The sequence below is a fragment of the Sphingobium sp. DC-2 genome, from assembly GCF_000722555.1.
In the GTDB taxonomy this organism is placed as follows: domain Bacteria; phylum Pseudomonadota; class Alphaproteobacteria; order Sphingomonadales; family Sphingomonadaceae; genus Sphingobium; species Sphingobium quisquiliarum.
On the sequence record NZ_JNAC01000026.1, the window covers coordinates 22,943 to 35,881 of the forward strand.

At 63.4% G+C, this 12,939-nt stretch carries 17 protein-coding genes and 1 tRNA gene; 9 read left to right on the plus strand and 9 right to left on the minus strand.

The window, feature by feature from the left end; genetic code table 11:
• Position 1 precedes the first annotated feature (1 nt).
• The 7 genes from dnaN to ET21_RS28010 are packed head-to-tail and all read right to left on the minus strand — an operon-like array spanning position 2 to position 4,869.
• Positions 2 to 1,132: a DNA polymerase III subunit beta gene (gene dnaN, locus ET21_RS0103815; RefSeq protein ID WP_030538655.1), complete on the minus strand. Its 1,131-nt coding sequence runs from the start codon at positions 1,130 to 1,132 to the stop codon at positions 2 to 4.
• Positions 1,129 to 2,892, minus strand: coding sequence for a ParB/RepB/Spo0J family partition protein (locus ET21_RS26420; protein ID WP_030538656.1), 1,764 nt, complete (start codon positions 2,890 to 2,892; stop codon positions 1,129 to 1,131). The genes dnaN and ET21_RS26420 overlap by 4 nt, the downstream gene beginning before the upstream one ends.
• A 36-nt stretch (positions 2,893 to 2,928) precedes the next feature.
• Positions 2,929 to 3,189, minus strand: a complete 261-nt coding sequence (locus tag ET21_RS0103825; protein ID WP_030538657.1) for a hypothetical protein — start codon at positions 3,187 to 3,189, stop codon at positions 2,929 to 2,931.
• Positions 3,186 to 3,557 (minus strand): hypothetical protein, encoded by a 372-nt coding sequence (locus ET21_RS0103830; RefSeq protein WP_030538658.1) that lies wholly within the window; start codon positions 3,555 to 3,557, stop codon positions 3,186 to 3,188. The genes ET21_RS0103825 and ET21_RS0103830 overlap by 4 nt, the downstream gene beginning before the upstream one ends.
• A complete protein-coding gene (locus ET21_RS0103835; protein WP_030538659.1) occupies positions 3,554 to 4,090 on the minus strand; it encodes a hypothetical protein in 537 nt (178 codons plus the stop codon). The genes ET21_RS0103830 and ET21_RS0103835 overlap by 4 nt, the downstream gene beginning before the upstream one ends.
• Before the next feature lie 2 nt (positions 4,091 to 4,092).
• Positions 4,093 to 4,587: a phage regulatory CII family protein gene (locus tag ET21_RS0103840; RefSeq protein ID WP_022681177.1), complete on the minus strand. Its 495-nt coding sequence runs from the start codon at positions 4,585 to 4,587 to the stop codon at positions 4,093 to 4,095.
• Positions 4,588 to 4,590: 3 nt separating this feature from the next.
• Entirely contained in the window at positions 4,591 to 4,869 is a 279-nt protein-coding gene (locus tag ET21_RS28010; protein WP_030538660.1) for a transcriptional regulator, read from the minus strand.
• Here ET21_RS28010 and ET21_RS0103850 point away from each other — a divergent pair.
• Entirely contained in the window at positions 4,858 to 5,568 is a 711-nt protein-coding gene (locus ET21_RS0103850; RefSeq protein ID WP_162180684.1) for a LexA family transcriptional regulator, read from the plus strand. The two genes, ET21_RS28010 and ET21_RS0103850, sit on opposite strands and share 12 nt — an antisense overlap.
• Here ET21_RS0103850 and ET21_RS0103855 read toward each other — a convergent pair.
• Entirely contained in the window at positions 5,565 to 5,789 is a 225-nt protein-coding gene (locus tag ET21_RS0103855) for a hypothetical protein (protein ID WP_030538662.1), read from the minus strand. The genes ET21_RS0103850 and ET21_RS0103855 overlap by 4 nt on opposite strands.
• A 155-nt stretch (positions 5,790 to 5,944) precedes the next feature.
• Here ET21_RS0103855 and ET21_RS0103860 point away from each other — a divergent pair, with 155 nt between their 5' ends.
• From ET21_RS0103860 to ET21_RS26955, 7 genes are read left to right on the plus strand one after another with little or no spacing between them, the layout of a single operon-like run.
• Positions 5,945 to 6,394 carry a hypothetical protein gene (locus ET21_RS0103860; RefSeq protein ID WP_030538663.1) on the plus strand — a complete coding sequence of 150 codons (450 nt, stop codon included), beginning with the start codon at positions 5,945 to 5,947 and terminating at the stop codon, positions 6,392 to 6,394.
• Entirely contained in the window at positions 6,391 to 6,561 is a 171-nt protein-coding gene (locus ET21_RS28140) for a hypothetical protein (protein ID WP_193378959.1), read from the plus strand. Before ET21_RS0103860 ends, ET21_RS28140 begins: the two co-directional genes overlap by 4 nt.
• Positions 6,558 to 7,184, plus strand: coding sequence for a hypothetical protein (locus ET21_RS0103870; protein WP_051767995.1), 627 nt, complete (start codon positions 6,558 to 6,560; stop codon positions 7,182 to 7,184). Before ET21_RS28140 ends, ET21_RS0103870 begins: the two co-directional genes overlap by 4 nt.
• Entirely contained in the window at positions 7,177 to 8,364 is a 1,188-nt protein-coding gene (locus ET21_RS0103875; protein WP_037470215.1) for a phage Gp37/Gp68 family protein, read from the plus strand. Before ET21_RS0103870 ends, ET21_RS0103875 begins: the two co-directional genes overlap by 8 nt.
• Positions 8,361 to 8,774: a hypothetical protein gene (locus ET21_RS0103880; protein WP_030538666.1), complete on the plus strand. Its 414-nt coding sequence runs from the start codon at positions 8,361 to 8,363 to the stop codon at positions 8,772 to 8,774. Before ET21_RS0103875 ends, ET21_RS0103880 begins: the two co-directional genes overlap by 4 nt.
• Positions 8,771 to 8,974, plus strand: coding sequence for a hypothetical protein (locus ET21_RS0103885; protein ID WP_030538667.1), 204 nt, complete (start codon positions 8,771 to 8,773; stop codon positions 8,972 to 8,974). Before ET21_RS0103880 ends, ET21_RS0103885 begins: the two co-directional genes overlap by 4 nt.
• Before the next feature lie 48 nt (positions 8,975 to 9,022).
• The gene (locus tag ET21_RS26955) at positions 9,023 to 10,702 is read left to right on the plus strand and encodes a recombinase family protein (protein ID WP_237751485.1); all 1,680 of its coding nucleotides are present in this window, start codon (positions 9,023 to 9,025) and stop codon (positions 10,700 to 10,702) included.
• Here ET21_RS26955 and ET21_RS0103905 read toward each other — a convergent pair.
• A tRNA-Gly gene (locus ET21_RS0103905) sits at positions 10,668 to 10,741 on the minus strand. The genes ET21_RS26955 and ET21_RS0103905 overlap by 35 nt on opposite strands.
• Positions 10,742 to 10,947: 206 nt before the next feature.
• On the opposite strand from ET21_RS0103905, the gene ET21_RS0103910 reads away from it, so the two are divergent.
• A complete protein-coding gene (locus tag ET21_RS0103910; RefSeq protein WP_037470217.1) occupies positions 10,948 to 12,918 on the plus strand; it encodes a PAS domain-containing sensor histidine kinase in 1,971 nt (656 codons plus the stop codon).
• The last annotated feature ends 21 nt before the right edge of the window (positions 12,919 to 12,939 follow it).

Sequence of the window (12,939 nt, forward strand, 5' to 3'; positions counted from 1 at the left end):
GTCAGACCCTCAGCGGCATAAGGACATAAAGGCGGGCAGCATCGTCGCTGGTCTGCCAGAGCGACGCGGTCGCAGGATCCGCCAGCTTCACCCGGGCCCGTTCATTCCCGGAATCGGTGCCCTTCAAGTGCCGCAGCACGTCGAGCAGATAGCTACCGTTGAAGCCGATGCGCAGCGGCTCGCCCTCATATTCGCAGGGCACTTCCTCGCTGGCCGTGCCATTTTCAGGGCTGGTGACCTCCAGCGTGACGGCCTGGGCGGCGAAGTTGAAGGCGATCGCCTTCGTTTTGTCGCTGCTGATCGTCAGCACCCGCTCCACCGCTTCGGCGAGCACGGCAGGCTCAAACCAGCAATCCAGCCGGTTGGCCGCAGGAATGACGCGGGTGTAATCCGGGAACGTGCCGTCGATCAGCTTGCCGGTCAGCACCGTCTTGCCGACCTCGAACCGGAACTTCGTAGTGCTCACCGACACTCCGACCATGCCGCCTTCTTCGTCGAGCAGCTGGGCCAGCGCGCCGATCGCCTTGCGCGGGATGATGATGCCCGGCATTTCCTCCGCGCCCTCCGCGACATTGCAGTGGAAGCGCGCCAGCCGGTGTCCGTCGGTCGCGGCCGCGAACTGGCACTCCGAGCCCGAGGGCACATGGACGTAGATGCCGCCCAGATAATAGCGGGTCTCTTCCGTCGATATGGCGAAGCGCACGCTCTCGATCATCTGCACCAGCTGCGTTCCGTCCTGCTCCCACTCCGCGTCCCAATCGCGGGCAGCAAGCACAGGGAAATCATCGGTCGGCAGCGTGGGCAGCTTGAACCGCGCCCGCCCGCACTTGATCGTGATGCCGGTGTTGCCGTCGGCCTCGATCTTCGCGACGCCCTCCGCTGGCAGCTTGCCCGCGATAGATGCCAATGTTGATGCATCGACGCAGAAGTTCATGGCGGTGTTCGCGCCGGCATCCTCCAGATCGACCGTCTTCTCGACCATGATTTCCAGGTCGGTACCGGTCAGGAACATCTGCCCCGGCGTCGATCGCACCAGCACCGTCGCGCAGATCGGCACGGTCGTCCGCTTCTCGACCACCGCATTGACCGCCTTCAGCGCGGCCCGCAGCACTTTCACATTCACGTTGATCATGCAGCCTGCTCCTCGGGCTCTGCGACATTGTCGCCATGCGGATCTTCCGCCCACGCCTCGATCGACAGCCAGGTCAGGCCGATGGTGTCGGCATGCTCCAGAAGCTCTTCCAGATCGTCATAGAAGGAGCATTCATCTGCTTCAGGCGTATCTTCCTGCTCATCGGCATAGGCCCCGCTCTCCCAGCGGAAGTGCGTGATCCCATCAACCTGGATGACGATCGGTGCGGGATCCATGCCCAGGACTTCGGCGCGCCGCGCGTCGAGCGCCTCTGCAGCTTCCGCCTTCGCCTTTTCTTCGGCCTCACGGCGGGCAACCTTTTCCGCCTCCTGCCGATCAAATTCGACCTCGGCCGCTTCCAGCTGCGCATCAATCTCTGCTGGTGTCACCAACACATCGACCATGATGGGATAGCATTCGCCGACGCCTTCGCGGTGCTCCTTGCGCCACAGATCGGGACGCTGCGTCCGCCAGAACTGCCGCCCTTCAACCTTATCTGCCCGCACCTTCACCGCCGCGAGCAGCGCCGCGACCGACCGAACATTCGCGGCGCGCTGACGTGCAGCGATCTGATCCGGCGTTTCTTGCGGCCGATCGCTGCCCAAAGGCGGAAGCAGTTCGGCGTGCCGATCGGCGGGAACATAGAATTGCTCCTCCATCGCCAGCACGCCCTCACTGTTGACGCTGGCGATCCGCACCATGTCGAGCCGCAGCTGAGCCGCTTTCTCCCGCAGTTGGGCATAGGTCGGCTCCGATCGGTAGCCCTTGTCCACCAGCTTGTAGCCTTTGGGCGCTTTCGGCGCGGCGCTGCGGCGGATGCCGCCAGGGATCAGGACGTCAACGGTGCCGGGGTAGACATCCTTCGCTTCTGAGAGCAGGCGGATCTGCTGAAATGCCGCCCGATCCTTCGCGATCGAGAGGATGATGCTGGCATCCGTGATTTTCCGGCCGCCCCAGCGATCGGCCTCGCCGAACAGGTCGTCCTCATACCCGCCGCCCTTCTTCTCATAATCCTTGGCACCGACGAAAAGGAACAGGGCGTCCTTCGTGGTCATTTGGGCATTATGGTAGGCGAGCCCGATCGAGTGCGGATCATGCGGCTTCCAGTTGCTCTTCGCCTGCGCGTTGAACACCTTCAGCTGCAGCTTTTGATCCTGCGACTGCGCATAGGCCATGGCCGCGTCGATCGTCAGCTTGCCCTCGCGCATGGCGTCGAGGATCTCGGGCGCGAGGCCGCCCAGCCGCAGCCGCTGCTTAACATATCGCTCCGAGAAGCCGAACCGCTTGGCGATATCGGCGGGCGACATGGTGCCCGGGCGCATCAGCTCCACGAACGCGGCGAATTCATCCGCCGGGTTCATGTCCCGCCGCGCCAGATTTTCCGACAGCGACAGTTCGATCGCTTCGGCCTGGTCGCGGATCAGCACCGAAACCTCATAGCTGTCGTCGATCGAACCGCGCTCGCGCAGCAGCTGCAGCGCTTGCAGGCGTCGGCCACCGCCGATGATGTAGATCGCGGCCGCGTCGATATCGGTGTCGCCGGCATAGCCGATCAGCGACTGGAGCAACCCGTGGGCGGCAATGTCGTCGGCCAGGCTCTCCACATCGGCCGCCTTGTCCGTATGGCGCACATTCTCCGGCGCGCGGACAAGACGGCCGAGCGGCACCGGCTGAATGGCCATGGGCGCGACCCGAAGGCCCTCCGGTGCTGTCGTTTCTTCCGGCGCTGCCTGCGCCGTCGCTTTCTTCGGTCTGGCCATGGAACGTCCTTCTCTCTTGGGCTTGCCGGTTGCGGCTTATGGGTTGTGGGAGGGGGAACCGGCGGAGGCGGTGCGCTGTGCAGGCGCGCCCGTCTCCGCCATGCCGCCGCCCGAAAGGGGCCTGCTGACGGCGGCAATCTGCTCATGGGTGTCGCGGTCGATCTCGTCGGCCCAATGCTCGGCCGTGTCGAAGTCGAGCCCGAAGATCTCGGCAAGATCGGCCAGCATGCAGCGGCCGACCTGGTGGTAACGGGCCTCGAAATGGCGGCGGGTGATGGTCATATCGACGAAGGTCACAGGCCCGCCTCCACCGTCAGCTGCTCGGCAAGGCCGCGCACCGCCAGCGCCGCCGCGATCGCAGCCACCAGCTGCTCCGCTTCCCGCTCGCTGATCTCAGCCATGCCGTCCGCCGTCGCCAGCAGCACTTGCTTCGCCGCCGGGCGATAGAGCGCCATGATACCGTTCGGGAAACGCCACCGCGCACGCCGGGGAAGGCCCTGCTGCGCCCGATACTGCTCCATCATGCCGCCATCGACGCACGCGCCGCAGAAGTAAGCGGGTTCAAATCCGGGTATGCGCATCGCGTCCCAGCGGTCAGGCAGGGCAGCTTCCGCGACGCCCTGCTGCATTTCGGCGCAGCCCATGCATGAGATCAGATCGCTCATAGCGCCCCCCGCACGGTCGATTTGCCGCTGGCGACGAAGGTCACGACGCGCCGCTCGCGCGTGCCGAAGTTCGTGACGGTCAAGATCTTCTGCTCGACCAGCTGGTTGAAGAGATACCGGGCCGCTTCCGCATTTTTCAGGCCCATTTCCCGCGCGATCTCAGCATTGGTGCGCGCGGGGAGGCCGAGGCGCAGGCAGCGCTCCATGATGGCGAGCACCCGGCCTGCCGGCGTTTCGTGCGCGGCGTGCAGATGGCGAACCTTCTGCCGGGGCTGCCGGTCGGGATAGCGGCGCACGACGAAATATTCCCATTCGCCGTTGACCTTGCGCTGGTGCGTGCGGACCTCGCCTTCCTGCGCCAGTTCACGGGCGCGGATAACGACATCGCGGCGCTGGTCCAGGACCGCGCCGCGCGCATAGACGAAGTCGGCACCTTCAGGCGCGCCCGCTACCCATTCCTCCAGTTCCCGCACGGACGTGGAGAGGCAGAGCGGCCCGATCGAGAAGCGCAAGTCGCGTGCATTCGTGGCCATCGTCAGCGCCCCCCGTCCAAAGCCAGCATGCGCTGATCCAGCGCGGCCAACGTTTCCTGCATTGTCTGGATGTCGGCGCGGATGGCGTCCCGCTCGCGCGGCGAGACCGCCTCGCCCTGGTCGCCCTGGGCGCTGATCGCCGTCCGGATGCTGTCCGAAAGGTCGCCGAGCTCGCCCGCCAGTTCGACCACCGACAGCGTCAGCCCGTTGGCATCGTCCTGCGGCTCGGGCATCGGCACGAACACGCCGCCCAGCTGGCGGCAGTAGGCGCGCAGGATGAAGGGCTGTCCCTCCACGCGCGTTCCCAGAAGATCGATGGTGATGGCGTCCCGGATCGTGATGCTGTCGGGCTCATTGACCGAACTGCACCGCGACAACTGGCTCTTTTTGATGGAGGTTTCGTCGGCGCAGCGTTCCAGCCCGCCAGCCGCTTCGATGGCGCGTTTGGTCGCCAGCGCAAGCGCCTTCTCCCCCGTAGCAATATCCCCCCGTGGCATTTTCTAGACTGTCTCCTCTGCAAGAGGGGAAGTTGCGGGAGAATTTCCCGGTGACGGTGCAACGCTGCTGCTCGTATCGGGGGCGACATGACCGACCCCGTAGAAATCGTTGGGCATCACCTCGCTGCGCGTCTTATCGACGATGCGCAGCATCATCGTGCGGTCGGGAATTTGTTGTCCCTTGGCATATCGCTCAACCGTGCGCGGGTATTTCGTCCCGATCAAAGCGGCGAAGGCGGTAAAGGTAAGTCCTTCACGAGAGAGGTAATCTTGCAGCGTCATGCCATCGCTTTAGCTACATTGGCTAATTCGCGTCAAGCCAAATTAGCTATATCCAGCCAAGACGGATTTAGCCGGGTCGGCTATTCCGGGGACATGGCCGAAAACCAGAACATGATCCGCGAAATTCGGAAGCGCAGGGGGCTCACACTAGAGCAGCTGGGGGCGCTCACGACGAATCCGCGTACGGGTAAGCCGACCGATTTGGCGACCATTCAGAAAATAGAGACTGGCAAACGAAAGCTGGACGGCGACTGGCGCGCTGCAATCGCCGAGGCGCTGGGGGTCGAGCCCGACGATTTGGTCGGCGCGACGGTCCCGCGCCGTCCTGTGCGAAGGGTGCCACTGTTGGGTAAGATCGCTGCGGGCAATTGGCGCGAGGCGATGGAAGATCCGCTGGACCTTATTCCAACGACGAAGGGCGGTCCCAACACGTTCGCCCTCGTGCCTGATGGGGACAGCATGGACAAACTGGTTCCGCACGGCGGCATCATCTTCTGCGATCCGGATGATAAAGCGCTGATTGCCGACAGCTATTATGCAATGATGCGGCCAGGCGGGGAGATGACGTTTAAACAGTATCTCGACAGCCCGCCCAGGCTCGCTCCTTGCTCCACAAACCCGGAGCACAAGGAAATGCTCCTGGGCGAAGAACCCTTGACCGTCATCGGACGGATAATCGGATATAACGCGGACCTTTAGGGCCAGATCGGAGCAATCCAGGTCAGAGGCTCAAGGAACACCCGCCCATACTGCACATCGACATGCGCTTCACGCGCTTCCACCGCATCCTGCACGGCTTCCGCGCGGGTTTGACGTAGCGGCCCCTTCACCTGCGTATCGACCATGAAGACATAACCGATCGGCTTGCTCTTACCCACAGCCGCGTCGATCGACCGCTGCACCTTACCAGAATAACCCACCCACGACTCCTTTCTGCTGGTGAGAACATAAATCGAACAAACATTGCCAAAGAGTCAACGGGCTTGAGCCGGATTAGCTATACCGGCTAAATTTGCCGTTGACATGATTTAGCCAAGATAGCTAATTGAGCCAATCACCAAGACGGGAGGCTCATGTGCTTCAATCTGAAAACCAATTTCCATATCCCGGCAGCGTCGCGCTCTTTCTCGGCCTGCGCTGGCGGGTACTCAGCCATGCGGCAGACGGCACGGCGCACATCGCGCGAGAGGGCGTGGCAGCCAGCCTTAGCCGCCGCGCCGACATCAACGAGCTTGTCGATCCGAAGATCGCAGACGAGAACGCGAAGCTCGCGCTCACCGACGCCAGCGAGGCAGGCAAGCGCATCGGCCTCTACATCGCCCGCCACCTTCGCAATGCGAATGAAGTCGGGCTGCTACACCTGTCGCGCGACCTTGCAGCCGCCGCGCACGAAGGCCGCATTCCAGCACCGCGCGACAACGTCCAGATCTCGCAGCTGCTCCGCCGCTTGGGCTGGCGCAAGGCTGGTCACACCGGCGAGGGCTATGATCGCACGCCGCTCTATGTGCGCGGAGCCGTGCAGTGAGCGCCTTCAGCCAGGTCGCCGCGGTCGTCTTCGGCAGCAGCTTTGCGCTCGCTGGTTGGACGATCGTCAGCATGCTCGCCGCCTACCGCCACAAGATGGGCGCAGCCCTTCTGTTCGAGCCGATCCCACGCGACCGGCGGATCATCACGATCAGGAGGCGCGCGTGACAATCCGCAGCCAATCCGCTTTGCCCGCAGGCGTACGCCGCGTGCTGGGCCCCACTATTTTGATGGGGGATGGCGCATATTTCGACTACGAAGCCCCTGAGCAGAGCCCGATCACGATTGACGACGTCGCCTTTGGGCTTGCCTACACTGCCCGGTTTCGCGGGCAGACCCGGGCGCTTCGCATGAACGGCAAGCGGTGCTTTTACTCAGTTGCAGAGCACTGCGTCCGAATGGTGCACGCCGTCCTGGCTGAGGGACTTAAAGAGCTCGCCTTGCCAGCCCTGATGCATGAGTTAGGCGAGGTGCCTCTCGGCGACATGCCGAGCCCCGCGAAGTGGATGCTGCCGGAATTCAAAGCGTTGGAGAAGCGCCTGGAAGCGGCGCTGTGGATGCAGTTCGATCTTCCGCCGCTCAGCGAGACCGACGCGAAGATGCTTAAGGCGTTCGATTTGCGGATGCTCGCCACGGAGAAGCGCGATCTCATGACCGGCGCAATTCCCGGTGACAAGTGGGAAATGCTCGACGGATGCGTGCCGTTCGACGGCATGGTCATCACACCATACGCTCACCCCGACTTAGCCGCGAACGCCTTTCTCCGCCTCTGGGAGCACCTTCATGGCTGACGGCACCAAGATCGAGTGGACCGACGCGACGGTGAACGCGATCAACGGCTGCAGCGTCGTCTCGCCGGGCTGCACCAACTGCTATGCCATGCGCCTCGCCGGCACGCGCCTGAAGCACCACCCCTCGCGGGCCGGTTTGACGATCGACAGCAAGGCTGGCCCAGTCTGGAATGGCGAGGTCCGGTTAAACGAGGAGCAGCTGCTGCAGCCGCTCCGCTGGACCAAGCCGCGCCAGATTTTTTGGAACGCGCATGGCGATATGTTCCACCCGTCCGTCCCAGACGAATGGATCGACCGCTGCTTCGCCGTGATGGCCATGACCCCGCAGCACATCCACCAAGTGCTGACGAAGCGCCCTGATCGGATGCGCGCTCATCTAAACGATCGCGGCGTCGTCCGTCGAATTTGCGAGGCCGCCTATAAGATCCACATGGCCCGCCGCTGCTTTGATGACGGCCCGGAATTTTCACGGGGAAATTCGCGCCGTTTCAATGCCAAGATGAAGCAGTGGTGGAACCACATCGGCGCGCTCACCGCGTGGACGGTTCGCGGCGGCGCTGCTGCGGTCCAGTTCGAGCGGCAGGAGCCCCAGGCCGATTACCCATCGCGCCTCCTGTGGCCGCTGCCAAATGTTTGGCTTGGCGCATCGGTCGAAGATCAGCCGCGCGCAGACCAGCGAATTCCAGACCTAATCTCCACGCCTGCCGCAGTCCGCTGGTTATCGATCGAGCCGCTGCTCGGCCCGATCGACCTGAGGTCGATCAAAGCCCCGCGCGAGCCAGATGAGCCTGATCTCGACACAGATTGGCGCTTCGATGCCTTGGAGGTTGGCGACTACTACTGGTTCGAGGCGCATGGATACAGCGAAGGCGGCGATGGTCCCTATCGCGAGCATCGCATCGATTGGGTCGTCGTGGGCGGCGAAAGCGGGCCCGGCGCGCGACCCATGGCGGCCGATTGGGCAACAGCGCTCCGCGATCAGTGCGCGCAGGCGACATTGCATGGAGATCCAGCGCCGGTTCCATTCTTCTTCAAACAATGGGGCGCTTACCTGCCTTGCGGACAGATGGCCGCCGATGGGAAGGTCTGGAGGAATGGCAGTGGCCATTCCCTCCTGACCACCAAAAGCTTCGCAGGCCGCTTGCTTGATGGCGTCCAGCACGACGGGATGCCGACGTGAGCGCCTATCTCGGCCGCGATCCTCTGCCTCCCGCCGCGTTGGTCGCCGCCGCGACCACCGAGCGAGAGCGACGTCGCGCGGTGACCCAAGCTGCCGTCCGGGAAGGCAAGGTGAGCGCCGAGAAGGCACAGAGCGATGACGTCATCTGGTCGAACATCGTCCACTTCATGCGCGTCCTGGGCGGCGATCGCCGTGATCCTTGTCGGTGGCATCCCGAAGACCAGGCGCTCATGGCGCGCAATGTTCGGGCGACCATGGACCGGATGATAATTGCTCATGACGCCGGGAAAGCGGGCATGACGCGCGATAGGATCGAGACGATGCGCCATGTCTGGTACGCGCTCGAATTTACGCTGCTCTATACCAAGGTCCATCCGGTCCCGCTCGAGCGGGGGAAGGCAGCAGCATGACGCAGCCCAACCTTCGCTCTATCTGCCAGGATGCCTGCGCCGAGTTCGGCGACCCGCCTTGCTACGAGGTGCACGACGATCTTCGCGCGGAGGGCAAGCAATTAAACGCATGGTCACCGTGCGCCGAGTGCCTCGCGGCCGCAGGGATCGAAATACCCGAGTCATTGGACCCGAATGCCGTCATCAGGAGGCTCCTGTGAACGCGCCGCTCGATCCCGACGTGGTCGAATTTGTGAAAGCCCTCGCGCGTGCTACATCCGCACGCGATTTTGCCGCCGCTCGAAAAGGTCGAAAGCCATACCACCATGCGGACCCTGATCTACGCCCGATATTCCAGCCAGCTGCAAAATAGCCGCTCGATCGAAGATCAGATTGCCGTCTGCCGCGAGCGCGCCGAGCGCGAAGGCTGGCAAATCATCGACATATTCACTGATTACGCGATCAGCGGCGCAGCTGGCATCGAAGAAGGCCAGCGCCCGGGACTCAACGCCATGCTTGCCCGCGTCGAATCGGGCGGCATTGACCAGGTGCTGGCGGAGGCCACCGACCGCATTGCCCGGCACCAGGGCGACGCCTTCGCCATCCGCGAGCGATTAAACTATGCAGGCGCCCGTCTGTTCACCCTGTCCGACGGCGAAGTCGATGACATCACGGGGACGATCAAGGGCCTGATGGATGCCCGCTTCCGCAAGGAGCTAGGCGCGAAGATCAAGCGCGGCCAGCGCGGGACCGTATCACAGGGCCGCGTGCCAGCCGGGCTCGCCTATGGCTACCGCACCGCCAACCAGGTCGATAGCCGGGGCAACCTCCTGCGCGGCCTGCGCGTCATTGATGAAGAGCAGGCCGCGATCGTGCGCCGGATCTTCCGCGAAGTCGCCACCGGCCGCAGTACCCGCGCGATTGCCGCCAGCTTGAATGCCGAAGGCGTACCCGGGCCGCGCGGTGGCGAATGGCGCGGCAGCACGATCCACGGCGATCGCCAACGGATGAACGGGCTGATCCAGAACCAGATATATATTGGCAAGATCGTGCACAACCGGACCAGCAAGGTCACGGACCCGCGCACTCGCAAGACGCTGATCAAGCCCAATCCGGAATCCGAGTGGATGAGCGAAGACGCGCCAGATCTGCGCATCATCGACGACGAACTGTGGAACGCGGCCCAGGCCGCCCGCGCAAAGACCGAAGGCGTCACCTTCCGCAAGGCGAAGCGGCCCAAACGCCTGCTGTCAGGCATCGGCCGGTGCGGCTGCTGTGGCGGACCTTGGAACGTAATCGGTGATGGCGTCTGGGCTTGTGGCTCGCGCCGCGATGGCGGGAACTGCACCAACAACCGCACGATCCGGAACCACCTTTACGAACAGCGGGTGCTGGCGGCGCTCCAGGAAGGCCTGCTGGATCCGCGCTATGTCGCCATCTTCGTGAAGGAATATCACGAGGATCTTGCCCGCCGCACGGCCGAGATCAAGGCGGAGCGATCCGTCCTGGAGCGCAAGCTGCGCAATGCCACCGACAAGGTGAAGCGCCTCGCGGCCGCGCTGGCAGAAGGTGCGGGCGAGTTCATGGAAGTGCGCGAGATCATGACCAAGGCGGCAAAAGAGCGAGCCGACGCGGAAGAGCAGCTGGCCAATCTCGAAGCCTTGCCCGTCATCGCGCTGCACCCGAAGATCGCGGACGACTATCGCGAGCAGATCCGCGCCCTCAGCGACGCGCTGGCAGGCAACGCGGAGGCGCAGCTGGAGGCAATCCCCCGCCTACGCGCGCTTATCGATACGGTGACCATCACTCCCGCCAAAACGCCGCGAGGCGTGGAGATTGAGGTGTCCGCACGCCTGCGCGCCATCATCGGCCTGGCCAGCGGCAGGCCCTTGGATGACGAACTTATGTTTCAGGTGGAGCGGGTGAAGGGAATCGAACCCTCGTCGTAAGCTTGGGAAGCTTCTGCTCTACCATTGAGCTACACCCGCGCGCGGCACCCGATTAACGGCTGCGTCGGCCCGCGTCAACGGCCGGACCGCGGTTCATATCCGGGACGAAAATGAGCTTAAAAAATAACATCCTCTTTGCAATAGGCTAAGTGGGAAGCAATTGTGATAGGCTTGTTAAACGGAACGAACCCGCATGCGGGGTGTTTGTATTTTCAAGAAGATATAAGTTTTTACCGGGGGCTATCATGATCACGGCGGCGCCGGAGGAGTCTGGAAACCGCTTTGAACTGCTCGTGCAAAGCGTTACCGACTATGCGATCTACATGCTGTCGCCAAATGGCATCATCGTCAGTTGGAATGCGGGCGCGCGCAGATTCAAGGGCTATGATCCCGACGAGATCATCGGCCAGCATTTTTCCCGTTTCTACACGCCTGAGGATCAGGCGGCGGGCATCCCCGCCCGTGCGCTGGAAACTGCCGAGCATGAAGGCCGTTTCGAAGCCGAGGGCTGGCGCGTCCGCAAGGACGGCACTCGTTTCTGGGCCAGTGTCGTCATCGACCCCATCCGCAATGCGAGCGGAGTGCTGATCGGTTTCGCCAAGGTTACCCGCGACCTGACAGAACGCCGCATGGCCGAGGAAGCGCTGCGGGTGAGCGAGGAACGTTTCCGGCTGCTGGTACAGAGCGTGACGGATTATGCCATCTACATGCTCGACCCGGTCGGCACGGTCACCAGCTGGAATGCGGGCGCACAGCGGTTCAAGGGCTATACCGCCGACGAGATAATGGGCGAGAATTTCTCCCGCTTCTATTCGGACGAGGACCGGTTGGCGGGCGTGCCGGTGCGTGCGCTGGAGACCGCCGCGCGCGAGGGCCGGTTCGAAGCGGAAGGATGGCGCATCCGCAAGGATGGGTCGCGTTTCTGGGCCAGCGTCGTCATCGACCCCATCCGCAACATGATGGGCGACCTGGTCGGCTTCGCGAAAGTGACCCGCGACCTCACCGAACGGCGGGAGGCGCAACTGGCGCTGGAAGAGGCGCGCGAAGCCATATTCCAATCGCAGAAGATGGACGCCATCGGCAAGCTGACGGGTGGCGTCGCCCATGATTTCAACAACCTGTTGGCGGTCATCGTCGGCAGCCTGGACCTTGCGAAACAGCGGCTGGCAACCGGCGGCGACGTGTCGCGCTATATCCAGAATGCGATGACGGCGGCCGAACGGGGCGCGACGCTGACGCAGCGGATGCTGGCCTTCGCCCGTAAGCAGGAATTGCGGCTGGGAAGGGTGGATTGCGTCGCGCTGGTGCGGAACATGGCCGCCCTTCTGGAAACGACGCTGGGCAGCACGGTAACGATAGAGACGCGCTTCCCTCTTTCGCTGAGTTGCGCCCATGCGGACCCGGCGCAACTGGAACTGGCGCTGGTCAATCTGGCGGTCAATGCGCGGGACGCCATGCCGGATGGCGGACGGCTGATCATCGAAGGGGTCGAGTTGGACGTGCTTGCTCAACAGCGGCCCGACCTGGCGTCCGGCCGCTATGTGCGGTTGTCCGTCATCGACGAAGGGGACGGCATGGACGAAGCGACGCTCAGCCGCGCCCGCGAACCCTTTTTCACCACCAAGGGCGTGGGCAAGGGCACCGGCCTTGGCCTGTCCATGGTGCATGGCTTTGCCGAGCAGTGTGGCGGGTCGCTGATCATATCGAGCGAGCCGGGCCAGGGCACCACCGTGTCCATGTGGCTGCCTGTCGCGCCTGCGGAAAGCGATCTGGCGGAGGATATCCCTGCTCCCGTCGAATATCTTTATCCGTCCGACGATCAGCCGCTCGTCATATTGGCAGTCGATGATGATGATCTGGTCCTTACCAATACGGCTGGCATGTTGGAGGAACTGGGCCATACCGTATTCCAGGCGGGATCGGCGGCCGACGCCCTGCGCATGCTGGAACAGGGGCATATCGATCTGGTCATCACCGATTATGCGATGCCGCATATGACGGGCGCGCAACTTGCCGATGCCTTGAGCGAAACACGCCCGGAGCTGCCGGTCGTCATCATCACCGGCTTTGCAGAATTGCCGCAGCACGCGACGAAGCGGCTGAGGCTGGACAAGCCGTTCAAGCAGGCCGACCTGGCACGGATCGTGTCGGTCGCGCGGCAAGGCGTCTCCGCCGATCGTTCTTCCGGGGTGTCGGGTTTGCCCACCGGATTGTGATCAGGCGGGCCATTTTCTCCC

Excerpts from the sequence above, each read along its gene's own strand:
- ET21_RS0103875 (WP_037470215.1), top strand. The coding sequence starts at position 7,177 with ATGGCTGACGGCACCAAGATCGAGTGGACCGACGCGACGGTGAACGCG.
- ET21_RS0103830 (WP_030538658.1), bottom strand. The coding sequence starts at position 3,557 with ATGAGCGATCTGATCTCATGCATGGGCTGCGCCGAAATGCAGCAGGGC.
- ET21_RS28010 (WP_030538660.1), bottom strand. The coding sequence starts at position 4,869 with ATGACGCTGCAAGATTACCTCTCTCGTGAAGGACTTACCTTTACCGCC.
- ET21_RS0103835 (WP_030538659.1), bottom strand. The coding sequence starts at position 4,090 with ATGGCCACGAATGCACGCGACTTGCGCTTCTCGATCGGGCCGCTCTGC.
- dnaN (WP_030538655.1), bottom strand. The coding sequence starts at position 1,132 with ATGATCAACGTGAATGTGAAAGTGCTGCGGGCCGCGCTGAAGGCGGTC.
- ET21_RS0103840 (WP_022681177.1), bottom strand. The coding sequence starts at position 4,587 with ATGCCACGGGGGGATATTGCTACGGGGGAGAAGGCGCTTGCGCTGGCG.
- ET21_RS0103910 (WP_037470217.1), top strand. The coding sequence starts at position 10,948 with ATGATCACGGCGGCGCCGGAGGAGTCTGGAAACCGCTTTGAACTGCTC.
- ET21_RS26420 (WP_030538656.1), bottom strand. The coding sequence starts at position 2,892 with ATGGCCAGACCGAAGAAAGCGACGGCGCAGGCAGCGCCGGAAGAAACG.
- ET21_RS0103885 (WP_030538667.1), top strand. The coding sequence starts at position 8,771 with ATGACGCAGCCCAACCTTCGCTCTATCTGCCAGGATGCCTGCGCCGAG.